We start from the raw sequence: 24,130 nt of genomic DNA on the forward strand, positions 1-24,130 counted from the left end.
CGCAGCCGCAGCACGGGCTGTCAGTAGCCCGGATCAAGCAGGCCGGACACGCGGGCCGGATCATGTCGGCGCCGGCTCAGCCGCCGGCCGGCGCGAGCGAATCGAGCAGGATCTTCGCCTCCACCGCCGCCGCCGATCCGGCGTGGCGCGCGAGCAGCGTGCGCAGGATGGCCACCGCCGTGCGCTCGTCGCGGTACTGGGTCGCCAGCAGCCGCGCGGTGAACAGGTAGACGTCGGGCACCTGGGCATGGCCGCGATTGCGCTTGTCGAAGCCGCGCAGCAGCGCCAGCGCCAGTTCGGGCTCCTGGCGACGCAGCGCGGCCTGGGCCAGCGGCAGCTCGTGGGCCGCGTCGTCGGGCCGGAACTCGGCGTCGAGGGCGCGCAATTCGGTGAGCAGCTTGAAGGCCTCGGTCGTCATGCCGCGCGTCATCAGCAGGCCGAGGTAGCGCCGGCCGTGGGCCAGAGCGCGGTCGCGCTCGTCGCCGAGCAGCAGCACGCGGTGGAAACGCTCGTGGGCGGCGGGGCTGTCGGGGTTGGTGCGCTGGTCTTCGTAGGCAAGGTCGATCGCGGCCGCCAGCTCGCCCGCCGCCACCAGCGCGCCGATGCGCTCGGCCGGACCATCCTCCTTCGGCTTGCCGATCTCGGCGCGCGCGTCAGCGTCGATGCCGAGTTGCTCGTGGTACTGGAACATCGCGTAGCCCATGAGATAGCCCGTGGCATGGCCGAAATAGCCGATCACCACCACCAGCACCGGCAGGATCAGCATCGGGCTCGAGCGCGGCAGCAGTAGCGCCGCCATCACGCCGGTGCCGGCGCTCATGAGCCACTGGAACAGGGCGAGCGCGAAGTAGGACTTGCCCATCGCCTGCACCACGTCGAGCCAGCGCGACGGGCTGGCCGCCGACAGCACCGACTGGTCGCGCACCAGCAGCACGAGCTGGGCCGGCCAGGCCAGCATCAGCAGGAACTGCACGACCACCGCCATCCACGGCGCGACAGTGCCGATCAGGCCGGCGACGAAACCCGTCACCATCGTCACGCCGAACATCTTCCACGGCAGGCCGCGGATGACATCGTCATCGGGTTCGAGACTGGTGAGGTCGGGGTCGAACAGGCCGCGCGAGCCGGCGTCCATCACCTTGAACACCGAACCGCCCAGCAGCCTGACGGTCAGGAAGGCATAGCCGCAGGCGGCCACGGTCAGATAGACCCAGGCATTCAGGCTGTACATGAGCCCGAGCACCAGGGCGCCGCCCGCCAGCAGCAGATAAAGCATCAGGTGCGCCGGTCGCAGCGGCGCGAGGAAGCAGGTGGGCAGCTGCTCCCAGAACCTGGGCAGGCCGCTCGCGGCGGCGGAGGAGGCGCTCTTGAGTGTCGTCATCGTTGCTCCGGTATTGCCGGACTGTCGGGCAAGGCAGCCGATGCTGACAGGCGAGGCACTCCCGCGTCGCGCCTGACGCGCGATCAGCTCACCAGCGTCTTGTAGACGCCACAGCCGATGACGAGGCCGTCGCGCAGCGGCAGCACGTACGAGGTCTTGGGTGCCTTGGCGCCCGTGGTGGGATTGCTGATCTCGTAATCGACCCAGCCGCCTCCGTGCTCGGCGCAGGCCGCGATGTCGCGCGCGACGCGCTCGCCATCGAGGTTCGGGATGTCGAGCAGCGACACGCCGACCTTCTCGGGCTGGCCGCCGCAGGCCACGTAGCGGCCGAGCGCGTCAAGCACGAACACGTACATGTCGCGGTCGCGGTACTCGCTGCCGGCGGCGCTGATCTCGGCGAAGCAACTGTTGCCGTGGCGCGCCCACAGCTCGTGCGCCTTCCGCACCAGGGCCTGGGCCTCGTCGGCCGTGCCCTGACGCAGGCGGAAGGCCGCCACGGCGCTGGCCAGCTTGCCGGCGCGCTCGCCCAGTCCGGCCGAGGCGTGATTGGCCTCGACCACCATGCTCGCGTTCTGGCGCGTGATGTCGTCCAGCCCGCCCAGCGCTTCGTTCACCCCGGCCAGTTCGTTGCGCTGCTCGGCGGTGGCGCGGTTGATGGTCTCGATGTTCTCGGCCACGCGGCGCACGCCCTCGACGATGGAATCGAGCTGGCGGTGCACCTCGTTCACCTGGGTCACGCCGGCATCGACGCGCCGCACCGAATCCTCGATGAGCGTCTTGATCTCGCGCGCGGCACTGGCGCTGCGCTGGGCCAGGGTACGGACCTCGCTCGCCACGACGGCGAAGCCGCGGCCCTGCTCGCCGGCGCGCGCCGCCTCGACCGCCGCGTTGAGCGCGAGGATGTTGGTCTGGAAGGCGATGCCGTCGATCACGCCGATGATGTCGCGCACCTGGCGCGCGCTGTGCTGGATGCCGTCGATCGTGGTGACGACCTCGCGCATCGCCTGGCCGCCGTTTTCCGCCACGCCGCGCACTTCGCTGGCGAGATGGTCGACGGCCTGGGCACTCTCGGCATTGGCATTCACGGTGCCGCTCATCTGCCCGACGCTGGCGCTGGTGCGCTGCACGCTCCCGGCCTGCTGCTCGGTACGGTCGGACAGGCGCTGCGTGCCCTCGGCCAGCGTGAAGCCCGAGTGGGCCACCATCACCGCGTTGCTGCGGATGTCGGCCACCAGCGCCGACAGCCGCGCATTCATGTGCTCGACCGCCGCGCCGATGCGCGCGAACTCGTCCCTGCCCGACACCTTCACCTCGTGCGACAGGTCACCGCGCGCCGTCGCCTCGACCGCATGCATCAGCTCGTCGAGCGAGCCGATCACGCTGCGCCAGAAGGCGAGCAGCAGCCACAGCAGGAAAAGATTGGCGCCCACCGCCACGCCGATCGCGGTGTGTACCGTGTGCTCGGCGCCTGACTGGCGTTCGGACAGGATCTGCTTCAGGCGCTTGACCGAGGCATCGATCGCGCTGCGCTCCGCCTGGTCGGCCTGACGCGCCACTTCGCCCAGCGCCTTGCCCTCGGCGACGGTGCGCGCGAGCGCATGCGACGCCTGGACCGCCTCGTTGAAATAGGGCAGCGGCGGATCGCCCGCGCGCTTGAGCGCGGCGGCGGTGCGCTCGATCTCCAGCAGCGTGCGCTCCAGCCGGTCGGCCAGCAGGGCCGCGCTTTCGGTCGCGCCGAGGCGGCTGCCGCCACCCACCGCGATCAGGTCGGACAGCGTGCCGGCCCAGCTGCCGGCCTTGAGGATGGACAGGTCCATCAAGTGGTAGCTGACCGCGCTCGGGTCGAGCACGAGTTCCGACCGCTCACCCACCGCATGCAGCGCATCCTGCAATTCGTCGAGCGCGTGGCGGCCATCGCGCAGGGCGCTGCCATCGTCGGGCAGCAGGACGCGCAAGGCTTCCCGCGCCGGGGTCCAGTCGGCAGCCTTGAGTTCGGGAATGTCGCCTGAGACGCGCCGGTCCATCTCGTCGATGCGCGCGGCGAGCTGGCTGGCCACGGCCTTGCGGCCCGGCAGGTCATGGGACGACTCGGCCAGCCTCAAGTCATAGACCGCGCGGCGCAGGCCGAACACCTCCTGTGCGACCGCCAGTCCGCCCAGCTCGCGCTCGGCCATCACCCCTTCCTCGTGCACGTTGCGCACGAGCCAGACCGTCATCAGCAGCATCGGCAGCAGCCAAAGCGCCCCCAGCGTCATGAGCTTGGCGCGCAGGTTCACGCGCCGCATGACAGACACCGCCGGCTTCAGCAACGCCCGGGCCAGTTCCATCCCTGTCTCCTCGTTCATCGAGCTTGTAGTCATCGGCACGGACAGGCCGAGCCGATTCTGGCGACACAGACTAGTCGCTCCGACGCCGCCCCCATCGGACGAACTCAACCAGTTAGCACCCGGTATTCGCGTCGCGGCCGGCGCCGGGCGACGACCGCCGGGCGCCGGCGGGATAAGGGCCGCAATGCGCCCCCTTCTCGCCCGACCGGCGCGACGGACGGTCGGGACAATCCGATGCACAAGATTCCATCAGGCATTGGAGAACCCGATTCATGGCAACCGCAGCAGCAACCCCCGACACCGGCGACGCGCCCAAGAAGTCGAAGAAGATGCTCTTCATCATCGTGGGCGTCGTGCTTCTGCTCGCGATCGGTGGCGCCGCCGCCTTCATGCTCCTCGGCAAGAAGCATGACGAGGAAGGCGGCGACGGCCATGGCGAGGCAGCCGCCGCCGGCGCCCACGGCGACGACCAGGCCGAATCCGCCGGCCGCGAGTACAAGAAGAAGTCCAAGCCCAGGCTCGACCCCAAGCATCCGCCCACCTTCACGGCGCTCGAAGTCTTCACCGTCAACCTCGCCGACCGCGACCGCGACCGCTACCTCCAGGCCGGCATCACGGTGCAACTCGACGAGGAAGCCGCCGGCGCCGAACTCAAGGCCTTCATGCCGGCGATCCGCCACGAAGTGCTGCTGCTGCTGTCCTCGCTCACCTCGGCCGACGTGGTCACCGCCGAGGACAAGGAAATCCTCGCGCACCGCATCCAGAACACGATCAACAAGGCGCTCGGCTACGCGCCGCCGCCGCGCAAGAAGCGCAAGAACGCTCCCGAGCCCCAGCCCGAGGAAGAAGAAGACATCGACGGCCCGGTCGTGGGCGTGAACTTCACGGTCTTCGTCATCCAGTGAGCGGCGGCCATGGCTGAGCACTTCCTTTCCCAGGACGAAGTCGATGCGCTGCTCGAAGGCGTCAACGGCTCCGACGCCGAGGAGGATGCCGCTCCCGCGGGAGGCATCCGGAACTACGACATCGCGAGCCAGGAGCGCATCGTCCGCGGCCGGATGCCGACGCTCGAGATCATCAACGAGCGCTTCGCCCGCAACCTGCGTGTCGGCCTGTTCAACTTCATGCGCCGCTCGCCCGAGCTGTCGATCGGGCCGGTGCGCGTCATCAAGTACAGCGCCTTCCTGCGCGAGCTGATGGTGCCGACCAACATCAACATCGCCTCGGCCAAGTCGCTGCGCGGCTCGGGGCTGTTCGTGTTCGAGCCGACGCTCGTGTTCGGCGTGATCGACACGCTGTTCGGTGGCGGCGGCCGCTTCCACACCCGCATCGAGGGCCGCGACTTCACGCTCACCGAGCAGCGGATCATCCAGCGCATGCTCGAAGTGGTGTTCGTCGAGTACCAGAAGGCCTGGGCGCCGGTGTTCCCGCTCGAATGGAGCTATTCGCGCGCCGAGATGCACACCCAGTTCGCCAACGTCGCGACGCCGTCGGAAATCGTGGTGGCCACGTCCTTCCGTATCGAGTTCTCGGACGCGGCGAGCGGCTCGGTCCACATCTGCCTGCCCTACGCGATGCTGGAGCCGATCCGCGACCTGCTCTACAACTCGATGCAGGGTGACGCCGCCGAACCCGACCATCGCTGGCTCGCGATGCTGTCGCGCCAGGTGCAGGACGCCGAGGTCGAACTCACGGCCGTACTTGGCCACGCCCGCATGCTCGTGCGCGACATGCTCGAGATGAAGGTCGGCGACATCGTGCAGTTCGACATGCCCGAGCAGATCAGCATGGAAGTCGATCGGGTGCCGGTGTTCAGCGGCAGCCACGGCACCTTCAACGGCCATTACGCGGTGCGCGTGCAGCGCCTGCTCAGCCTCGAACGCAATGCGCGCACCGAGGACACCGGCAACAAGTTCAGCCCCAGGAAGAAGAAAGAGCTATGAGCGAGACCGACATCGATCCCGATACCGGCGCGCCCGCCGAGGACGACTGGGCCGCCGCGATGGCCGAACAGGCCGCCGCGACCGGCATGACCACCTCGGCCGCCGAGGCAGCGGCGGCAGCCGGCATCCTGGCCGCCGGCTCGGGCACCGCCAACGACATCGAGATGATCATGGACATCCCGGTGCAGCTGACGGTCGAGCTGGGACGCACGCGCATCCCGATCAAGAACATCCTGCAACTGGCTCAGGGCTCGGTCATCGAACTCGACGCGCTCGCGGGCGAGCCGATGGACGTGCTGGTCAACGGCTGCCTGATCGCACAGGGCGAGGTGGTGGTGGTGAACGAGAAGTTCGGCATCCGCCTGACCGACATCGTCACCCCGTCCGAGCGCATGCGCCGCATGAGCCGCTGAAGGTTCGCCATGGATGCTTCTTATTCGCCCTGGACCTCGGTGCTCGCGCTCGGGGTCGTGCTCGCGCTCATCGTCGGACTCGGCTGGCTGCTCAGGCGGCTGCGGCTGCCGATGGCGCGCAGCGGTCTGCCGATGCGCACCGTCGGCGCGCTGTCGCTTGGCGCGCGCGAGCGGCTGGTGGTCGTCGAGATCGGCGCGCACTGGCATGTGCTGGGCGTGACGGCCGGCGCCATTTCATCCGTCGCGGTACTGCCGCGACCGGACTCCGACACCACGGATAACGGCAGCGCCACGCCGAACTTCATGGCGCAACTCACGGCGATGCTCAACCGCGCGCCGGCCAAGGACTGATGCGATGCGCTACCTCTCGATGATGCTGCCCGATGCCGCCGACGCCACGCGCGACGACGGCACGCGCCGTCCCGCCCGCCACGGGGCCGACCTGCCCACCGAAGCCGCGACCGCGCTCGGCAGCACGCCCGCACCCGCCTCGGCCGACGCCCGTCGGCGCTGGCTGCGCCGCGCCGGCATCGCGCTCGGCCTCGCCGCGCTGGTGGCCCTGCCGCTGCTGGCGAGCGCCCAGACCGCCCCGGTCAGCCCGAGTCCGATTCCCGGCGTGACCGCCACGCCGGGCGCGGGCGGCAGCACCAACTACTCGGTGCCGGTACAGACGCTGCTGTTCTTCACCGCCCTCGGCTTCATTCCGGCGGCCCTGCTGCTGATGACGGGCTTCACGCGGATCATCATCGTGCTGGGCCTCATGCGCCAGGCGATGGGCACGCAGACCACGCCACCCAACCAGGTGCTGATCGGGCTGTCGCTCTTCCTCACGCTGTTCGTGATGGGGCCGGTGTTCGACAAGGTCTACGACGACGCCTGGCAGCCCTACACGCGCAACGAGATCAGCTTCGACACCGCGCTGGTGCGCGCCGAGGCACCGGTCAAGAAGTTCATGCTGCGCCAGACCCGCGAGAGCGACCTCGCGCTGTTCGTGAAGCTCGCGCGCGTCGAGCGCCCGCGCACCACCGAAGATCTGTCGCTGCGCATCGTCGTGCCGGCCTTCGTCACGAGCGAGCTCAAGACCGCGTTCCAGATCGGCTTCATGATCTTCGTGCCCTTCATCGTCATCGACCTCGTGGTCGCGAGCGTGCTCATGTCGATGGGCATGATGATGCTGTCGCCGGTGCTCATCAGCCTGCCGTTCAAGCTCATGCTGTTCGTGCTGGTCGATGGCTGGAACCTGATGCTGGCCTCGCTGGTCGCCTCGTTCGGAGCGGTGCAATGACGCGCGCTGCAAACGCTTGCAAGACGGCCGCCCTGCCCACTCCAGGAGGAGCGCGATGAACTCGCAAGGCGTGATCACGCTCGGCATGCATGCGATGCAGGTGATGCTCATGGTATCGGCGCCGCTGCTGCTGACCTCGCTGGTCGTGGGCCTGCTCATCTCCATCATCCAGGCCGCGACCCAGCTCAACGAGCAGACGCTGTCCTTCATCCCCAAGCTGCTCGCGCTCATCGCCATCCTCGCGATCGCCGGGCCGTGGATGATCACCACGCTCACCGACTTCCTGCGCCAGGTGATCGAATCGATCCCGGGCGCCGTGAGCTGAGGTGGTCAGCTTCAGCTTCGAGCAGGTGTGGAACCTGCTGGTCCAGTTCTGGTGGCCCTTCGTGCGGCTGCTGGCGCTGTTCGGCACGGCGCCGGTGCTGTCGCACCGCTCGATACCGACGCGCTTCCGGGTGCTGGGCGCGCTGGTGCTGGCGATCGTGCTGGCGCCGGCCATCCCCGACGCGGCCACGGTCTCCAACGGCGGCGCGCTCGAGAACGTCGGCACGCTGCTGCGCCAGCTCATGGTCGGCTTCGTCATCGGCTTCTCGATGCGGCTGGTGTTCGCCGCTGTCGAGTACGCGGGCGACCTCGCGGGCCTGCAGATGGGCCTGAGCTTCGCCACCTTCGTCGATCCGCAGAACGCGCGCCAGACACCGCTGCTCGGCAGCTTCCTGTCGCTGTTCGCGACGATGCTGTTCCTGTCGGCCGACGGGCATCTGATGCTGATCGCCCAGCTCGCAGAGAGCTTCCGCGTGATTCCGGTGCTCGGGCCGGTCACGGCGGGCTTCGACCTGCTCGGCATCGCGAGCTGGGGTTCGCAGCTGTTCACGATCGGCTTCAACCTCGCGCTGCCGGTTATCGTCGCGATCCTCGTCTGCAACATGGCGCTCGGCGTGATGGCGCGGGTCGCGCCCCAGCTGTCGATCTTCAACGTCGGCTTTGCCGTGACGCTGCTGGTCGGGCTGTTCATCGTCGCGATGATGCTGCCGCTGCTCGGCGCGCCGCTCGACCGGCTGTTCAACGATCCGCTCTGGACGCGAGTGCGCTGAGGGCAGGCGGACCGCTGACGGTGGCTCTGGAGAGCCGGTGCCGGTGCGTATGCGGATACCGATGCGGGTGCGCGGCGGATGCTCACGACATGCGACACGACGCCCCCCGAAACGACAAGGCCGCACCGGGCATCTGCCGGGTGCGGCCTTGTCATTGGCGGCGATCGTCCCTGACGGCCGCCGCAAGCATGGCTCAGCGACGCGGACCGCGCGGGCCGTCCCGGTCGCCGCGATCGCGCCGGTCGTCGCCACGACGCTCGCCACGGCCACCGCGATCGCCACGGTCGCGATCACCGAAGCCACCGGCCGGCACGCGCGGCGGCGGGTTGGCGACCCATTCGTTCTTCGCGGTGATGAGTGCCGCGACGCGACGGGCCACCGACGCACCGGTACCGGCGATGCCGACCAGCCGTTGCAGCTGCGCCGCCGGGTCCTCGATGGCGGTGCGGTGCTTGAGGCGATTGGCGAGCATCTCGAACTGCAAGCGCTTGCGGTCGGCCTCGGCATCGGGCGGGCTGGCGACGCCGGCTTCGAGTTCGAGCGCGATCAGGTCGCGGCCGATGCCCTGGAGCACCTCGGCCGTCGGCGGCGTCACCGGCTGCATCGTGGATTCGGCCAGCGCGACGGCGCCGGCGCCCGGATCTTCCTCGGCACCATCGACCGAGGGTGCGGCCACCGTGCTCGGACGCAGCGCGTTGAAGCGCGCGGCGAGCGGGCGTTCGAGCTTGCCTGCGTTGCCGAGCTCGATCCAGCGACTGCGCAGGCGCTCGTCATTCGGCGCGGCCTCGATCTTGGCGATCAGCTCGACCTTGTCGCGCGCGGCCTTGATCGCGTCGCGGAACGTGCCCTCGACGGCCTTGCGCTGCTCGACACGCTCGTTGTCGCGCGTGCGGCGCTCGGTGGTCTGCGATTCGCGCTCGGCCTTGAGGCTCGCGGCGTAGGCGTCGCAGGCGGCGCGGAACTCGGTCCACAGCGCCTGTTCCTGGCTGCGCGGCAGCGGCACCTGCTGGGCATGGCGCTGCCACTCTTCCTGCAGCGCCTTGAGCGGACCGAAGCCCGAGCGCTGCTCGCCCTCGGCCAGCTGCTTGGCGCGCTCGATCAGGTCACGGCGCGCGGCGAGTTCGCCCTTGCGGGTCTCGTCGAGCGGCGCGTTCAGGCGGCCGAGCACGGCGTCGAAGCGCTCGGCCAGCTTGCGCTGGTCGGCGCGATGGCGTTCGAGCGGGCCGAAGCCGAACCAGTGGCGACGCGCCGAATCGGCGGCGGCGGCGATCGGCTTCCAGTCGATGGACTGGCCGGCGGCGCGCGCCTCGTCGAGCGCGGTGGCCCGGGCTTCGAGTTCGGCGATGAGCGCCTCGCGCTTGACATTGACCTCGTTGCGCTTGGCGGCCAGCTCGGCGAAATGCGCCGCGGCCGGCGCATAGGCCTTCTCGCAGGCCTCGTCGAACTTGCGCCAGAGCCAGCCCGGCGCGCCCTGGCGCGATTCGGAATCGATCGCCTTCCAGCGGTTGCGCAGGGTCTGGACCGCCTTGGCGCGGGCTTCGGGCGCCATCTCGGTCTCGGCCAGGTGATGCGCCTCGGCCAGCAGGCCGTCGCGCACCTGCTCGGCGCCGAAGCGCTGCCAGCCGCGCAGCTCGGCCAGACGGGCCTGGGCGCGGCGCCACGGCGCGGCAGCCTTGCGCGGCAGGCGATAGGCGCCGATGGCGGCCTCGATCTGCCTGTTTTCCTCGACGGCCTGGTCGATATGGCCGTCATCGACCATCTTCAGCAGGGCCTCGATGCGCGGCACGAGGGCGTCGGCCTGTTCCTGCGGCAGCGGCGGCGGCAGGTCTTCCTCGGCCTTGGCCTTGGCGGCGGCGCGATCGGCCTTGGCTTCCGCCTTGGTGCGTTGCGGCTTGGCCGGCTCACCGTCGGCGCCGGCCTCGGCGATCGGGGCGGCTTCAGCGTCGCCAGCAGGCGCGGCGGCATCAGTGGCCGGCTCGCCTTCGGCGGCGACATCGGCGACGGGCGCGGACGCTTCGGCGCCGCCGACCGGCGCGGCTTCGGTGCTGGCCCCGGTCGACGCGTCGGCGGCGGCTTCGGGCGCGACCGCCGCCTCGGCAGCCGGCTCGGCCTGGGCGGCACGGCGCTCGGCCACGACGCCGGGCAGCGCCTCGGCGGAAGTGGCGAGCGCGCTCATGAGCGTGGACGGCACCGATTGCGATTCGGGCGCGGCCGCCGCGGCGGCGACGCGTGCGGCGATGTCGGCGAGCTGGGCCTGGACCTCGTCGTCCGTCATCTGCACGAGTGCGTCGGGCGCTGCGTCGACGAGCGCCTGCAGGTCGCGCACATCACGCTGAAGCTGGGCGCGCGCGATCAGGCGGTTCTCAAGCGTCTGGCGCGCGGTCTGGAAGCGCTCGACCCAGGGCGTGCCGGTGACATGCGGCGCGGTGACGGCCCAGGCGCGGTCGAGTTCGGACACGCGGTTGTTGGCCGGCACCGGCGCCGAGGCGAGATCCTCGATCGCGACGACGATGCGCTCGGCGTCGGTCAGGGCCTTGCCGGCGTCGCGCGTGGCGCGCAGACGGGCGCTGGCGGCCTTGTAGACGCGCTTGTCATGGTCGCCGGCCCAGCGCTGCACCTTCTTGAGGGCGTCCTCGCTCGTGAGGCGTGCGACGGCGGACTCGCGCAGGTTCGAGGCATGAGGGCCGCAGGCCACCTCGACCAGCTTGTCCTCGTCGAATCCGGCCAGATCGGCGGTGGTGAGGGCAGGCGACGGGGCGGCGGCGGGCGTGGCCGCTTCGGGCTTGTCGCCCGGCGAAGAACGTTTGAACCAGCTGACCATAGAAGGCGATGACAGGCGTGTGGTGCGGTGATCGGTTGCGGCGGCGCGAGAGCGCGACCGGCAGGCGGCAAGGCGCGACGAAGGCGCGATTCTGCTGGCTGGCGAAGCGGACGATTATGTCATGCGGGTGAGGCCGCCTTCCGGGCTTGTGAAGCCCGTCAGTCGAAGGTGAAGGTGTAGAAGGCGTCGATCGCGTTCTCGTCGCCGGTGGTGGTCTGCACGTAGAACTTGCGGCCGACCTCGTAGCGCAGCCGCGCGAAGGTGCCGATGCCGGTGAGCGCGCGTTCGAAGGTGAAGGTCAGGCGGTTCGACAGCCGCTTGCCGATCGACACGAAAGCCACCTCCTGCTGGTTGAGCGAACTGCCGCGCACCGCGCTGGTGGGCGTGCGGTTGCCGATGGAGATCGAGTCGAAGCCGATCGCGCCGGCCACGCGCTTCGTGAGCGGCACGCCGCTGTTGTCGCTCATGAGCGCGCTGGCGGCGACGCTCAGGTATTGCAGGTCGGCGCGCGAGCTGTCGTCGAGGCCGCGGCCGGTGGCGATCCAGCTCAGGCGCTCGGTGTCGCTCATGGCGGTGTCGGAGTACAGGCGCAGACGCGGGTTGCGCGCCGTGCCGAGGATCTCGATGCCCACGTTCACCGGCAGCTCGGGCCGGGTGGCGCGGATCGCGAGGTTGGGGTTGTCGACCGGGCCGACGAAGCTGATCGTGCCCTGGTCGACCACGAGCTTCTGGCTGTAGGCGTTGTAGCTGCCCTGGAGCACCTCGACCACGCCGTTGGCGCGCAGCGGCTGGCCCGGGCGCACGTCGATGCCGATGCCGCCGCCGAGCTGCGCATCTGCACCATAGCCCTTGACGCGGAAATTGCTGCCGAGGTCGAAGCGCAGGCTCGCGGTAAGAGGCAGCGATTCGCGCCGCGCCTCGGCGGCCTGGGTCTCGGCCAGCGACTGGCGCTCCCAGGACTCCTCGCCGCTCACGATCACCACGTCGTTGCCGAGCTTGGGCGCGAAGGCATCGCCGAGGGTGATGCTGGCCGAATCGGCGCGCAGCCCGCCGGTGATGCGCGCCGCGCCCTCTGCCAGCGCGATCTCGACCGCGCCGCTCGCGGCAAGCTGGTAGTTGGGATCGTTGCTCGCGTCGAGCTGGTCGGCGCGCAAGGTGAGCGTGCCGGTCGGGCGCTGGTTGACGAACTGGATCGCGCCGCCGCCGGTCAGGCTGCCGCGCCGGCCCTGGAAGCTGAACTCGCGCAGCTCGGCACGGTTTTCGGTAAAGCGCACCGCCACCCTGCCGTGATCGAGCCGCGCGCGCGGCTTGAGCAGGCGCAGCACCAGACCGCCGCCGCGCAGCTCGCCGTCAAGCCGGGGCTGGGCAAAGCTGCCGCGCGCCGTCGCGTCCATGGTGACGAGGCCGTCGGCCGTCACCGGCGAATCGGCCGACAGCGTAAGCCAGATGAAGGACTTGAGCTCGCCGCTCAGGCGCGCGTCGATCGGCGCGTCGGCGGTGATGGCGAGCCGGCCGTCGCGGTCGGCCAGCGTCGTGGCGAAGGCGGCATCCAGCCGTCCGGCGCGCGCCGACTCGAAGCCGAGCCGCGAATCGACGCGGTTGTCGCGCGCCTGCACGTCGAGCGCCAGCCGCGAGATGCCGAGCGCGCCCTTGGGCGAATTGGTCACCCACAGGTCGCCGTCGCTGCGCTCGACATGCAGCGTGCCGTTGAGCTTGCCGGCCGGCAGCGTGCCGATGTCCCAGCGACCATCGACCGCGAGTGTGGCGCGCGGCAGCCAATCCTTCGCCTGCGGATACATGCGCACGAAGCTGGCGAAGGACAGCCGGCGCAGGCTGCCCACGGTCTGGAAGCCGGCCTCGCTGTGCTCGACGCGCGCGAGCTGCAAGCGCGCGTCGTCGATGAGCAGATCCAACCCCTCGAAGCGCTGGCGCTCGGCCGACACCTCGAAGCGCGCCGGCCCCGCGAGCTGCATGCCGTACTGGCCGAGGTTGGTCAGCCGCAGCAGCTGGCCGGCCCAGACCGGATGCCCGTCGGCGCTGGCCGCCGGGCGCAGACCCGCCGCGATGTCGGCGCTGAACTGGATCGCCGGCTTGGCCCCCTCGCCGCGCGCGCGCACCGACAGGCGGTGATCGGACGGACGGCCAGCCAGGCTTACCTGCGCCCCCGAGAAATGCTGGTTCAGCGCGGCCACGTGCTCGACGCTCAGCTCGCCCTCGACGCGCTCGCGGTTGCCCGCGAAACGCCCGCGCAGCGTGCCGAGCCGCAGCGCCTGCTCGCCGCGGCCGAACACGAACTCGTCGCTGGTCACGTTCAGCGTCGCGTCGGGCGCGGCCAGCGAGCCGCCGACGGTGCCGCGCGCCGTCGCACGGCCCGCCAGCACCTCGCCCAGCAGCGCCGAGAAACGGTCGAGCCGGGGCGCGTTCACGTCCACCGCGAGCTTGCGATCGCCGAGGCCGAGACCGCCGGACAGCCGCACGGCGTTCTCGGCGAAGTTGAGCGCCACGTCCACGTCGCTGGCCGACCAGCCGGCGAAGCTGCCGGTGCCGTTGAGCTTGCCGCGCGCCGTGCCCGACAACGGCAGGCCCGACAGCGTGCTCGGCTCGAAGCGCGTGTCGATCGCCAGTTGCAGCGGCACCGCCGGCTCCTTGCCCTTGCGCGCCATGCCGAGCACGCCATCGAGCTTGACCCGGCCGTTGAGCGACGACCGCAGCCAGCCCGCGAGCGAATCCTTCGGGTCGAGCGCGACCAGGATGCGGCTCGCGTCGAAGCCCAGCATGTGGCCGTCCAGCGTCAGCGGCCGCCGGCCGTCGAAGCCGAACTGCCCTTCCAGCGCCAGTCCGCCGGCGCCGGTGCCCAGGCGCAGCTTCTCGATCACGATCTGCTCGGGCTCGATGCGCGCCTTGCCCGCGTACTCGACGCCGGCGCCCCGCAGCGCGATCGTCGTCGCCACCAGGCCGTTTTCGTCGATGTCGAGCCGCACCGGGCCGTCGAGCTTCATCGGCACGGCGTAATCGGACAGGCCGCGCGGGTCGAAGCCGCGTGCCACCAGCTCGATCTCCTGCTTCAGGTCGAAATGCGCGCGCGCCGCCAGCGTGCCGCCGCCCGGCACCTCGATGCGGGCGTTCTCGAGCCGGGCGCCGTCATGCGTCGTGAAGTCGGCCGTGAGCGTCGTGACCGGAATGCGGCCGGCTTCCAGCTTGCCCGGCGCGCGGTTCTCGACCTTGAGCCGGCCGCCGAAGTTGTCGTCGGCATCGAAACCGAGCGTGCCTTCGAGCGCCAGCGGCGCCTTCAGCCCGATGTCGACGCCGGCCGCCACCTCCACCGGCACCTGGTCGGCAAGCACGATGATCGGCGTGAACATCTCCTGGAGCGAATCGCTGAACAGCTTCAGCTCCGTGGTCGCCACGATCGGCGAGCCGCCGGGGCGGCGCCAGCTCGCCGCCGCCTGCACGTCGAGCCGCGCGAGCGAGCCGCGCGCGTCGAGACCGATGTCGGCGATCGGCCCGAGCCCGGGCGACAGCCATTTGGCGCGCAGCTGGGTCGCGTAGGGCGCGGCGGTCGGATCGATCTCGGCATCGGCCGAGAACCGGACGCCGTAGAGCGCGAACTCGCTCACATGCAGCCGGTGCTGCCGCGGCCCCAGCTCGGCGCTGCCGTGCACCGGCCCGAGCAGGGTGCGGGCGCCGGTCGAGGCGCGGTACTCGATGCTGTCGAGGCGCAGCTCGCCGACCGTCACCGTCACCGGAAGCGCGAGCCGGGCGGGCAGCGCGGGCGGCTCGTCGCTCCTGACCTTCTGCTCGATCTCCAGCGCGGCGGCGCTCAGCTCGCGCACGTAGAAGCGCTTGAGCGGCAGCCAATACCACTCCAGCCGCAGATCGCGCGTCTCGACCGCGAGGCTCGCGTCCTCGTAGCGCAGGCGGTGCACCTCCAGCCGGCCGAACAGCGAGCCGTCCACGCCCTCGACGGTGATGGCGCCGCCCGTCGCCTTGGCGATCTCGCGCGCCGCGATGCGCAGCGTGAACTCCTGGCCCGCGAGCCAGGCCACGCCCGACACCAGCAGCAGCAGCGCGATCAGCGGCCACACGATCCAGCGCAGCAGGCGGCGCCACAGCGGCGGGCCGGCCGGCGTGGACTCGGAATCGGCGTCGGAAGGAGGAAGTGCTGCCATGAATCAGAAGACGAAGCCGAGCGAGAAATGCAGCCTCACCTGACGCGAGCGATTGCCCCAGGCGAGATCGAAGTTGAGCGGGCCGATCGGGCTGCGCCAGCGCGGCCCCAGGCCGATGCCAGTGTGCGGCGTGAAGTCGGCCAGCTTGCTGAAGGCGTCGCCGGTCTCGGCGAACACGCCCATGCCCCATTCGCTGCCGAACCAGTGGGTGTACTCGGCGCCGCCGATCGCCAGATAGCGCGCGCCGACCGTGGCCGAGCCCTCGGTGTCGCCGATCGACTGGTAGGCATAGCCGCGAATGGACTGGTCGCCGCCGGCGCGGAACCGCAGCATCTCCGGCACATTGGTGGGCGTGGCCGCCAGCACGCCGCCGGCCTCCAGACGCAGGGTGAGCGAATCGCGCCGGCCCACCGGCAGGAAGCCGACGAGCTTGGTGTAACCGCGCAGGAAGTCTTCGTCCGACACCACCTGGCGCAGCCCGCCCGACACCTGGAAGCTGCCGATGAAGCCCTCGCGCGGATAGGCGAGGTTGTCGATGCGGCGATAGGTCCAGGCCATGCCGGGCGCCAGCGCCTGGTTGACTCGGCGCTCGGCGCCCTCGGGCTTCTCGATGCTGTAGGCATAGAGCAGGGTTTCCGAACGATCGAGGCTGCGCAGCGCCTGCTCGTCGCGGCCGTGGCGCAGCAGCACGCTGGTGGCGCGCAGTTCCAGGCCCGAGACGTTCGAATGCAGGAAGGCCGTGGTGAGACTGTCGCGGTAGCCGTCGGGGCGGTCGGGCAGCGTGACGCCGGCGCGCGCGAGCTGCTCGCGCTGCTCCATGCGCAGCAGGCTGTCGAAGCGCCAGCCGCCGCCGTTGATGTTCACGTCCGTGAAGCCGGCCTGGATGCGCGCGCCGGCGTTGGAACTGAAGCCGGGGCCGATCAGGAAGCGCTTGGTCTGGGCTTCCTCCACCGCGATGTCCACCGGCACCCGGCCTTCGTCGTCGGCGGCGTCGAGGTCGGCCGTGACCGTGACGTTGCGGAAATAGGGCAGCACCTGGAGCCGCGACTGCGTCTCCAGCAGCGCGACCTGGTTGTAGGGCGTGCCGGGCTTGATGCGGTTCTGCGTCTCGACGATCGACGGCGGATAGCTGTGCAGCCCGGTGATGCGCGCCTCGCCGAAGAAGCGCGGCGGACCGGAATCGAGCTCGACATACAACCGCGCCTCGCGCGTGTCGGGATCGATGCGGGCCTCGGTGCGGGCATAGCGTGCCTCGGGAAATTCCTCGACCAGGAAGCTGCGCAGCAGCGCGTCCTTGCTGCGATCCCAGGCGTCCTGGCGGAAGCGGTCGCCCTCGTGCAGCGTCCAGGCGCCGGCGCGCTTGGGGTCGGCGTGGAACTCGCTCGCCACCTTCTCGTAGGCGCCGACGAAGCGCACCGACACCTCGACCACGTTGGTGGCGTTGCCGGTGTCGACCTGCATCGTCACGCGCCAGGGCCTGGCGCTGCCCTCGACCGTGGTCTCGATGCGCGGCGAGAAATAGCCCTCGGTCGTCAGCAGGTTGCGCGCCTGCCGCTCGGCCCGCTCGATGAGCGTGTCGAGCCGGTCGCGGTCGATGCCGTCTTCCTCGTAGTCGGCCCGGGCCAGGTCGAGATGCTCCTCGAGCAGGGCGCGGACCTGGTCGGGCGCGACGACGTGCAGGTCGTAGTCGCGGCGCGGGCTGGGCGCGCGGGCGGCGGGCGGGCTGTCGGTGGAGGGTCCGGCGTCGGCGGAAGACGTGGTGCCGGCGGCTGACCTGGCGTCGGAGGCGGTGCGGGCTTCGGCGGGAGACGTGGCGCCGCCGTCAGCGACGGTCGGGGCGCTGGCGGCCGGGGCGGCGGACAGGCCGGCGCCGGAAGCGGGGGTCGTCGCGCCGTCTTCGGCCGCCGCCGCGGCAGCGGTGCCCGCTTTCGCGCCCGGTGCCGTCGCGCCGGGCGACTCGGGGCCATGTGGCGGGGCGACGCGCGGCGCGGGCACATGAGGGCGTCGTCGCTCGCCTGGCTTGAGATTGCGCCCGGGCAGCGGCTCGGCCGTGACCGGCGAGGTGGTGACGCCACTCTCGGATTCGGGCGCCGGCTCGGCATGAACGGAAACGCCGGCAAGCGCGGCGCACAGGAGCGCCACGAAACGGGCGCGGCGGAAGGAAGTCGGAAGCAGCACGCGGCGGATTCTACTGAGGGGCCATGCCGACCCGGCAGCCACCAGACCGACGTGGCGACGGACTCACCACAGCGCCGCGAAATACAGCGCGATGGAACAGCCGAAGCCGACTGCCCATGCCGTGGAACGGGCCGTCGGTCGATCCCCCACGTAGCAGGCGATATAGACCAGCCGCGCCAGCAAGTGCGCGAGCGCCAGCAGGTCGATGCGTCCCTGGGGCACGCCGAGGAACTGCGCCGCCAGCACACCTGCGGCGAACACCGGGAAGGCCTCCCACGAGTTGGCCTGGGCCGCCTGGGCGCGCGCCGGCCGGCCTTGCAGCTTCGCCAGCCATTCGCGCGGCGCGTGGTTGTCGAAGCTCATGTCGCGGAAGCCACCCGACTTGGCGAGCCAGGCGCAGACCAGCGGCAGGAAGGCGGCGATGACGATGCAGAAGATGGAGAGCTTCATTTACGGGTCCGGTTCGGGAAGGTCATTCGGTGCGCAGCGGCTCGACCGCCAGCTGGCGGTCATGCAGCCGCGCCAGCACCAGCGTCGCGAACAGCGCGCCGGCCCAGGCGAGGGTCATGTCCATCTGCGTGTCCCAGGCGTCGCCCTGGGTGCCGAGGAAGGCGGCGGCGCCCTCGGCCGACACGCGGCCCGCGATCATCTCGATGATTTCGTAGATCGCGCTCACCGCCAGTGCAACCGAAACGCACAAGGCAGTGAGCATGGCGCCCGGCGGCATGCGCAGCCGGCGGCGCAGGATCTCGCGCGCGAGCAGTGCCGGCACCAGGCCCTGCATGAAATGCCCGAACCGGTCGTAGTGGTTGCGCGCGAGGCCGAGCGCGTCGCGCAGCCAGAAGCCGACCGGCACCTCGGCATAGGTGTAGTGGCCGCCGACGATCAACACGAGACAGTGGAGCACCACGAGCCAGAACAGCAGCGGCGTGAGCGCGAAGCGCGCGCGCATGGCCCAGAGCAGCGGCAGCGCGACCATCACCGGAACGGTTTCCATGAACCAGGTCGAGAGATCGTGACAGCCGAGCGCCGATAGCGGCAGCGCCAGCCCCACCAGCGCGGTACCCGTGGCAAAGGCAGCAGGCGCGATGCGCGCGGGCGGGAGGTCGGAGCGTGTTTTCATGGGCGCCGGATTCTAGTGCGTGGCTGTGTCGCGGGCCGTGATCATCGGCCGTGAGAGAGCGCGCCGGGAAATCTGCCTGTCTGCCTGTCTGCCGCCGATGATCGAACTCGCCCTGCTCCTGCCCATTGCCGCCATCGGCTTCGTCGTGTGGTCGCGCAAGCGCGCGCGACTCGACGCCCTGCTGCTGGGCGCGGCGCTCGACCGGGTGCGCCGCGACACCGGGCGCGAGATCGGATTGATGGCCGGCGGCAAGCCAGCAGCGCCGGCAATGGCCGGGCGCGGCGCGGCCTTCGTGCTGTGGCTCGCGGCCGATGGCGCGCTGCGGGTCGAGCGCCTGCGCGACGCCCGTGCCGCCTCGGCGCGAGCCGACGCCCTGACCGCGGCCGGATGCGCCGCGCGCTCGGGCGAACTCGTGTTGTCGGAATGGGAGCCGCTGGAACTGGCCGGTGCGGGACTCGCGCGGGCGGCGCGGGAACTTCTCGGCGACCAGTAGCCGGCGAAAAGCCGACGCCAGATGCGTCAGCCCGCCGCGCCCCAGCCTGCATTGATGAGCAGTCCCGCCAGCGCCGCCACCGGCGCGTCGGCGGCCTCGCGCTGGCGCAGCGCCCGCAGGAAGGTCAGCTGGCGCGCGTCGTCCGCGTGACAGGCGTCGGCGGCGAAGCGGAAGGCGCCGGCCAACCGCTCGCGCGCTGCGTCGTCGAGGCGTGCGAGGCGGCCCATCGCGAGCGCGCGATAGGCCGGCGACGGCGCAACGCGCGGCAGATCGAGCAAGGCGGCGAGTTCAGTTTCCGGATCGGTCGCGGCCGGGCGCAGCGCGGTCGCACGCGCATGCCGCTCGGCAAGGTCGAGCCCGTCGAGCAGGCTCGCGGGCAACCGCCGCCCCTGATGCGCCGGCGCGCCCTGCCCGTCCGCCGCCAGATCGGCGAAGCGCGCCCGGCTCGCCGTGAACGGCTCGGCCATCAGCAGGAAGTCGAACAGCCAGGCCCGCCGTGCCGCCACCTGGGCGTCGAGCGCGAACAGCGGCCCCGGCAGCCGGTTGCGGAAGAAGAACTCGATGCGATCGAGCGCCGACAGTCCCGGCGCCTCGCCCGGCAGCTCGCCGACCAGGCTGCGGTACTCGCCGCGCTCGTTGGGTGCGTGATGGCAGAGCCGCAGCGCGATCTCGTGGCCGAACAGCTGGTCGCGGTCGGCCGACACGGTGAGCTTGAGCGGCATCGGATCCTGCGGCTCTGCACCCGAGGTGTGGCGCAGCGCGGTGAGCAGGAGCTGGTCGGCCAGCAACGGCGGCAGCTCGAAGCCGGCGAGCAGTTCGCGTCCGAGCAGGAAGCTCATGCGCGCATGCAGCACGCTCGCGGCCGGCCCGCCGAAGAGCCGCTCCTCCGCCCAGCGGCCGTGGTCGTGCAGCAGCGCGCCGAGCGCGCCGATGCGCGCATGACCCTCGACGCGTTCGGCCATCAGGTGCTCCAGGCTCGCGGTCGGCACCTTGAGCATCGCGTGACGCGCGTCGTGGGCCGGCATGGCGTGGTCGGCGTGGGCGCTCATCTGGCGCCAGAGCGCCACGGTGACGGCCGCGAGCGTCTGCTGGCCAGTCGCGCTCGCGTACCAGCGGTCGAGTTCCGCGTGCTCGGCCGACGCGGGAGGGCGGTCGGCGCGCGCGAGAAAGTCCCGCGCCACGGCCTTGCTCCAGTCGGCGAAGGCGGCGCGCAGCTCGGGCGCGGGCGGCGTGTCGAGCAGCAGCTCGCGCCAGCCATGCACCAGGGCGGGAAAGCGGAGGAGGTGTTCGGTCGGATTCATCGCGCGACGATCAAGCATGAAAAAGGCCCGCGCGAGGCGGGCCTTCCGGATCATGCGGGCAGCGGACCACCCGGAGCGCGACGGACCGCCACGAGGCGGTGCAAGCCTTTGCAGGCTCTCCGGCGCGACGCCCGCGCGGAAAGCCGCGCAAGCCCTTGCAAGCCGGCGATCTCAGTCGAGCGCGGCTTCGCGCGAGGCGCGCTTGCGATCGTGTTCCTTGAGGTGGCGCTTGCGCAGGCGGATGTTCTGCGGCGTCACTTCCACGATCTCGTCGTCGTTGATGAACTCGACCGCGTATTCGAGGTTGAGCTGGATCGGCGGCACGAGGCGCACGGCTTCGTCGGTGCCCGAGGCGCGCACGTTGGTGAGCTGCTTGCCCTTGATCGGGTTGACGACGAGGTCGTTGTCGCGGCTGTGGATGCCGATGATCATGCCCTCGTACAGCGCCTCGCCCGGCGACACGAACATGCGGCCGCGATCCTGCAGCTTCCACAGCGCGTAGGCCACGGCGGCGCCGTCGTCCTGGCTGATCAGCACGCCGTTGCGGCGCTCGCCGAGTTCGCCCGGCTTGACCGCCGCGTACTCGTCGAACACGTGGCTCATGAGGCCGGTGCCGCGCGTCATCGTCAGGAAGTCGCCCTGGAAGCCGATGAGGCCGCGCGCCGGAATCTTGTATTCGAGGCGCACGCGGCCGCGACCGTCCGGTTGCATGTCGAGCAGGTCGCCCTTGCGCAGGCCGAGGGCTTCCATCACGCCGCCCTGGTGCTGCTCTTCGACGTCGAGCGTCAGCGCTTCGTAGGGCTCGCACTTCACGCCGTCGATGTCCTTGAACACGACGCGCGGCTTGCCGACGGCGAGTTCATAGCCTTCGCGGCGCATGTTCTCGACGAGGATGGTCAGGTGCAGTTCGCCACGGCCCGACACGATGAAGGTGTCGGTGTCATCCGGGAACTCGACGCGCAGCGCCATGTTCGCCTTCAGTTCGCGCTCCAGGCGCTCGCGGATCTGGCGGCTGGTCACGAACTTGCCTTCGCGGCCCGCGAGCGGCGAGCTGTTGACCATGAAGTTCATCGTCAGCGTCGGCTCGTCCACCTTCAGCATCGGCAGACCTTCCGGCGTGTCGGGCTGGCAGACGGTGGTGCCGATGTTGAGTTCCTCGATGCCGTTGATCAGCACGATGTCGCCGGCCTGGGCTTCGTCGGCCAGTTCGCGTTCGAGGCCGCGGAACTTGAGCACCTGATTGATGCGGCCTTGCTTGGGCGTGCCGGTCGGGCCGTCGAGGTAGACGACGCTGCTGCCCGGCTTGACGCGACCGCGGTTGACGCGGCCGACGCCGATCTTGCCGACGTAGCTGCTGTATTCGAGCGAGGTGATCTGGAGCTGGAACGGGCCGTCGGTGTTGTCGTCACGCACCGGCACATGGTCGATGACCATCTGGAACAGCGGGTCCATGTTGCCGCTGCGCACGTCGTCGGTCAGGCCGGCGTAGCCCGACAGGCCCGAGGCGTAGACGATCGGGAAGTCGAGCTGCTCCTCGGTCGCGCCGAGCTTGTCGAACAGGTCGAAGGTCGCATTGACCACGTATTCCGGACGCGCGCCCGGACGGTCGATCTTGTTCACCACGACGATCGGCTTGAGGCCGAGCGCGAGCGCCTTCTTCGTCACGAAGCGGGTCTGGGGCATCGGGCCTTCGACCGAGTCCACCAGCAGCAGCACGCCGTCGACCATCGACAGCACGCGCTCGACTTCACCGCCGAAGTCGGCGTGCCCCGGGGTATCGACGATGTTGATGTGGTAGCCGTTCCAGTCCACGGCGCAGTTCTTGGCCAGGATGGTGATGCCGCGTTCCTTTTCGAGGTCGTTGCTGTCCATCACGCGTTCGGCCACCTGCTGGTTCTCGCGGAAGGTGCCGGACTGACGGAGGAGCTGGTCGACGAGGGTGGTCTTGCCGTGGTCGACGTGCGCGATGATCGCGATGTTGCGTAGGGCGCGTTTGGTCATGTGGGTCTCGTGAGGTTCTGGGATTCGGATTCAGGGTTGCCGGGCGGAGGGCACGGCGGTGTTCTGTTCTTGCTCTGTTCTTGAAGCCTGACGGGCACCGCCCGAAAGCGGCTGGCGCGTCGGCGGTTGCCGGGCTGCGCTGCCCCGGTCGGTGGCTCGGCGCGGCGGTCGATCCGCCCAGCGTCGCCTGTCGCGGTCAGCCCGCGACGAGCCGGCTCGGCTGGAGCCTGCCGTCGGCGCCGAGCAGCGCCGTGCCGAGCAGTCGCGTCGCGTCGTACACGCGCACGCGCAACTCGTCGCCCGTCGCGTCCGCGACATCGGGAGGCTCTTCGGCCGCCACGGTGCGCGCGGGCAACAACAATCGCGCCAGACCGACGCTTTCCGCCGTCTTGAGGCGCTGGCCGTGCAGGAAGCGTGCCGCTTCCGCCTCGCCGAGCATGAGCCTCGGCAGGCTCGACAGCAGCGCGTCGAGCGGCGCGAGCCGAGCCTGACGGGCTTGCTTGTCGGGCATGGATTCGAGTTCGTTCAAGGTGACGGCAGCAGAGATGTCGAGTGCTCCGACGCCGACGCGCCGCAGCGCGGTGAGATGCGCACCGCAGCCGAGCGCCGCGCCGATGTCCTCGGCCAGCACGCGCACATAGGTGCCCTTGCTGCACCTCACGCGGAACTTCAGCACCGGCGCCTCGAAGGCGATCACGTCGAGCGCCTCGATGCGCAGTCGGCGCGGTTCGCGCTCCACCTCAATGCCCTTGCGTGCCAGTTCGTACAGCGGCTTGCCGTCGCGCTTGAGCGCCGAATGCATCGGCGGAATCTGGCTGATTTCACCGCGAAAGCGTGTCAGCACCGCGTCGATCTGCTCGCGGCCCGCCTCCACCGGACGCTCCTCGACGATCTCGCCTTCGGTATCGCCGGTGCTGCTGCGCTGGCCCAGACGCGCAGTGGCCTCGTAGGTCTTGTCGGCATCGAGCAGGTCGGCCGAGAACTTCGTGGCTTCGCCGAAGCACAACGGCAGCAGCCCGGTCGCGAAGGGATCGAGCGTGCCCGTATGCCCGGCCTTGCGCTCGCCCACCAGCCACTTGGCCTTGCCAAGCGCGGAGTTGGAGCTCAGGCCCTCGGGCTTGTCGAGCAGGAGTACGCCGGAGATCGTCATTCGCTGTCGGCCGCCAGGGCCGCATCACGCGAATCCGGTCGGCGCTGCCTTTCCCGTGCTGTCAGTCGTCCTTGGCGCGGGTCGCATTCGCGGTGTCGATGAGGCGCGAGAGATCCAGTCCTCGCACGCCCGATTCATCGAGCACGAAATGCAGCCGCGGCACGGTGTGGATGTGCAGCCGCTTGTACAGCAGGCTGTGCAGCCAGCCCGATGCCTCGTTCAGCGCCGCGACGGCGCCGGCCTTGGCCTCGGGTTCGTCGCGCAGCGTGCTCACGAACACCTTCGCATGCGCATAGTCGGCCGTGACCTGGACGCCGGTCACGGTCACGAGCGTCGCGCGCGGGTCGCGCACCTCGCGCGGGATCAACTCGCCCAGATCGCGCTGGATCTGGTCGGCGATGCGCGTGGTGCGGCTCCCGGCGGGAGCGCTCGTCGAACGCTTCTTCATCGA

Annotated in this window: 19 protein-coding genes; 8 read left to right on the plus strand and 11 right to left on the minus strand. The window is 70.4% G+C overall.

The window, feature by feature from the left end; all coding sequences use genetic code 11:
• Nucleotides 1-76: 76 nt before the first annotated feature.
• Nucleotides 77-1,381 (minus strand): tetratricopeptide repeat protein, encoded by a 1,305-nt coding sequence (locus H566_RS0118085; protein WP_028312541.1) that lies wholly within the window; start codon nt 1,379-1,381, stop codon nt 77-79.
• An 83-nt stretch (nt 1,382-1,464) separates the two neighbouring features.
• A complete protein-coding gene (locus tag H566_RS27700) occupies nt 1,465-3,708 on the minus strand; it encodes a methyl-accepting chemotaxis protein (RefSeq protein WP_169732552.1) in 2,244 nt (747 codons plus the stop codon).
• A 272-nt stretch (nt 3,709-3,980) separates the two neighbouring features.
• Here H566_RS27700 and H566_RS0118095 point away from each other — a divergent pair, with 272 nt between their 5' ends.
• The 7 genes from H566_RS0118095 to fliR are packed head-to-tail and all read left to right on the plus strand — an operon-like array spanning nt 3,981 to nt 8,443.
• Nucleotides 3,981-4,613 (plus strand): flagellar basal body-associated FliL family protein, encoded by a 633-nt coding sequence (locus H566_RS0118095; protein WP_028312542.1) that lies wholly within the window; start codon nt 3,981-3,983, stop codon nt 4,611-4,613.
• A 9-nt stretch (nt 4,614-4,622) separates the two neighbouring features.
• Complete coding sequence (gene fliM / locus H566_RS26170; protein ID WP_051378962.1) at nt 4,623-5,651, plus strand: flagellar motor switch protein FliM; 1,029 nt, start codon at nt 4,623-4,625, stop codon at nt 5,649-5,651.
• Nucleotides 5,648-6,064, plus strand: a complete 417-nt coding sequence (fliN, locus tag H566_RS0118105) for a flagellar motor switch protein FliN (protein WP_051378963.1) — start codon at nt 5,648-5,650, stop codon at nt 6,062-6,064. Before fliM ends, fliN begins: the two co-directional genes overlap by 4 nt.
• A 9-nt stretch (nt 6,065-6,073) precedes the next feature.
• Complete coding sequence (fliO, locus tag H566_RS26175) at nt 6,074-6,415, plus strand: flagellar biosynthetic protein FliO (protein WP_051378964.1); 342 nt, start codon at nt 6,074-6,076, stop codon at nt 6,413-6,415.
• A gap of 4 nt (nt 6,416-6,419) precedes the next feature.
• The gene (gene fliP / locus H566_RS0118115) at nt 6,420-7,349 is read left to right on the plus strand and encodes a flagellar type III secretion system pore protein FliP (RefSeq protein WP_245591401.1); all 930 of its coding nucleotides are present in this window, start codon (nt 6,420-6,422) and stop codon (nt 7,347-7,349) included.
• A gap of 55 nt (nt 7,350-7,404) precedes the next feature.
• Entirely contained in the window at nt 7,405-7,674 is a 270-nt protein-coding gene (gene fliQ, locus H566_RS0118120; protein WP_028312545.1) for a flagellar biosynthesis protein FliQ, read from the plus strand.
• Nucleotide 7,675: 1 nt separating this feature from the next.
• Nucleotides 7,676-8,443 carry a flagellar biosynthetic protein FliR gene (gene fliR / locus H566_RS0118125; RefSeq protein ID WP_028312546.1) on the plus strand — a complete coding sequence of 256 codons (768 nt, stop codon included), beginning with the start codon at nt 7,676-7,678 and terminating at the stop codon, nt 8,441-8,443.
• Nucleotides 8,444-8,636: 193 nt separating this feature from the next.
• Here fliR and H566_RS0118130 read toward each other — a convergent pair whose 3' ends face one another.
• The 5 genes from H566_RS0118130 to H566_RS0118155 all read right to left on the minus strand — a co-directional run bounded on the left by H566_RS0118130 (nt 8,637) and on the right by H566_RS0118155 (nt 18,734).
• Complete coding sequence (locus tag H566_RS0118130) at nt 8,637-11,264, minus strand: DUF349 domain-containing protein (protein WP_028312547.1); 2,628 nt, start codon at nt 11,262-11,264, stop codon at nt 8,637-8,639.
• A 158-nt stretch (nt 11,265-11,422) separates the two neighbouring features.
• On the minus strand, nt 11,423-15,433 hold the full coding sequence (locus H566_RS0118135; RefSeq protein ID WP_028312548.1) for a translocation/assembly module TamB domain-containing protein: 4,011 nt from the start codon (nt 15,431-15,433) through the stop codon (nt 11,423-11,425).
• A 3-nt stretch (nt 15,434-15,436) separates the two neighbouring features.
• Entirely contained in the window at nt 15,437-17,611 is a 2,175-nt protein-coding gene (locus H566_RS26180; RefSeq protein ID WP_051378965.1) for an autotransporter assembly complex protein TamA, read from the minus strand.
• Between the two features lie 63 nt (nt 17,612-17,674).
• Nucleotides 17,675-18,061 carry an MAPEG family protein gene (locus H566_RS0118150; RefSeq protein ID WP_028312549.1) on the minus strand — a complete coding sequence of 129 codons (387 nt, stop codon included), beginning with the start codon at nt 18,059-18,061 and terminating at the stop codon, nt 17,675-17,677.
• Between the two features lie 22 nt (nt 18,062-18,083).
• A complete protein-coding gene (locus H566_RS0118155) occupies nt 18,084-18,734 on the minus strand; it encodes a DUF2238 domain-containing protein (RefSeq protein ID WP_084545266.1) in 651 nt (216 codons plus the stop codon).
• Nucleotides 18,735-18,759: 25 nt separating this feature from the next.
• Here H566_RS0118155 and H566_RS0118160 point away from each other — a divergent pair, with 25 nt between their 5' ends.
• Nucleotides 18,760-19,227: a hypothetical protein gene (locus H566_RS0118160; protein WP_156924494.1), complete on the plus strand. Its 468-nt coding sequence runs from the start codon at nt 18,760-18,762 to the stop codon at nt 19,225-19,227.
• Between the two features lie 26 nt (nt 19,228-19,253).
• Here the strand turns inward: H566_RS0118160 and H566_RS0118165 are convergent, their stop codons facing one another.
• From H566_RS0118165 to rbfA, 4 genes are all read right to left on the minus strand, one after another.
• Nucleotides 19,254-20,528, minus strand: a complete 1,275-nt coding sequence (locus tag H566_RS0118165; protein WP_028312552.1) for a hypothetical protein — start codon at nt 20,526-20,528, stop codon at nt 19,254-19,256.
• A 171-nt stretch (nt 20,529-20,699) separates the two neighbouring features.
• On the minus strand, nt 20,700-22,529 hold the full coding sequence (gene typA / locus H566_RS0118170; RefSeq protein ID WP_028312553.1) for a translational GTPase TypA: 1,830 nt from the start codon (nt 22,527-22,529) through the stop codon (nt 20,700-20,702).
• Nucleotides 22,530-22,725: 196 nt separating this feature from the next.
• Nucleotides 22,726-23,679, minus strand: a complete 954-nt coding sequence (gene truB / locus H566_RS26185; protein ID WP_034412188.1) for a tRNA pseudouridine(55) synthase TruB — start codon at nt 23,677-23,679, stop codon at nt 22,726-22,728.
• 61 nt (nt 23,680-23,740) lie between these two features.
• On the minus strand, nt 23,741-24,127 hold the full coding sequence (gene rbfA / locus H566_RS0118180) for a 30S ribosome-binding factor RbfA (protein ID WP_028312554.1): 387 nt from the start codon (nt 24,125-24,127) through the stop codon (nt 23,741-23,743).
• Nucleotides 24,128-24,130 lie beyond the last annotated feature (3 nt).

The organism is Derxia gummosa DSM 723 (assembly GCF_000482785.1).
In the GTDB taxonomy this organism is placed as follows: domain Bacteria; phylum Pseudomonadota; class Gammaproteobacteria; order Burkholderiales; family Burkholderiaceae_E; genus Derxia; species Derxia gummosa.

What these genes read in the sequence shown, in the direction of transcription:
- typA (WP_028312553.1), bottom strand. Translation starts at nt 22,529, where the DNA reads ATGACCAAACGCGCCCTACGCAACATCGCGATCATCGCGCACGTCGAC.
- fliP (WP_245591401.1), top strand. Translation starts at nt 6,420, where the DNA reads ATGCGCTACCTCTCGATGATGCTGCCCGATGCCGCCGACGCCACGCGC.
- H566_RS0118135 (WP_028312548.1), bottom strand. Translation starts at nt 15,433, where the DNA reads ATGGCAGCACTTCCTCCTTCCGACGCCGATTCCGAGTCCACGCCGGCC.
- H566_RS0118130 (WP_028312547.1), bottom strand. Translation starts at nt 11,264, where the DNA reads ATGGTCAGCTGGTTCAAACGTTCTTCGCCGGGCGACAAGCCCGAAGCG.
- truB (WP_034412188.1), bottom strand. Translation starts at nt 23,679, where the DNA reads ATGACGATCTCCGGCGTACTCCTGCTCGACAAGCCCGAGGGCCTGAGC.
- H566_RS0118165 (WP_028312552.1), bottom strand. Translation starts at nt 20,528, where the DNA reads ATGAATCCGACCGAACACCTCCTCCGCTTTCCCGCCCTGGTGCATGGC.
- H566_RS0118095 (WP_028312542.1), top strand. Translation starts at nt 3,981, where the DNA reads ATGGCAACCGCAGCAGCAACCCCCGACACCGGCGACGCGCCCAAGAAG.
- H566_RS0118155 (WP_084545266.1), bottom strand. Translation starts at nt 18,734, where the DNA reads ATGAAAACACGCTCCGACCTCCCGCCCGCGCGCATCGCGCCTGCTGCC.
- H566_RS27700 (WP_169732552.1), bottom strand. Translation starts at nt 3,708, where the DNA reads ATGGAACTGGCCCGGGCGTTGCTGAAGCCGGCGGTGTCTGTCATGCGG.
- H566_RS0118085 (WP_028312541.1), bottom strand. Translation starts at nt 1,381, where the DNA reads ATGACGACACTCAAGAGCGCCTCCTCCGCCGCCGCGAGCGGCCTGCCC.
- fliO (WP_051378964.1), top strand. Translation starts at nt 6,074, where the DNA reads ATGGATGCTTCTTATTCGCCCTGGACCTCGGTGCTCGCGCTCGGGGTC.
- H566_RS0118150 (WP_028312549.1), bottom strand. Translation starts at nt 18,061, where the DNA reads ATGAAGCTCTCCATCTTCTGCATCGTCATCGCCGCCTTCCTGCCGCTG.
- fliQ (WP_028312545.1), top strand. Translation starts at nt 7,405, where the DNA reads ATGAACTCGCAAGGCGTGATCACGCTCGGCATGCATGCGATGCAGGTG.
- rbfA (WP_028312554.1), bottom strand. Translation starts at nt 24,127, where the DNA reads ATGAAGAAGCGTTCGACGAGCGCTCCCGCCGGGAGCCGCACCACGCGC.
- fliN (WP_051378963.1), top strand. Translation starts at nt 5,648, where the DNA reads ATGAGCGAGACCGACATCGATCCCGATACCGGCGCGCCCGCCGAGGAC.
- fliM (WP_051378962.1), top strand. Translation starts at nt 4,623, where the DNA reads ATGGCTGAGCACTTCCTTTCCCAGGACGAAGTCGATGCGCTGCTCGAA.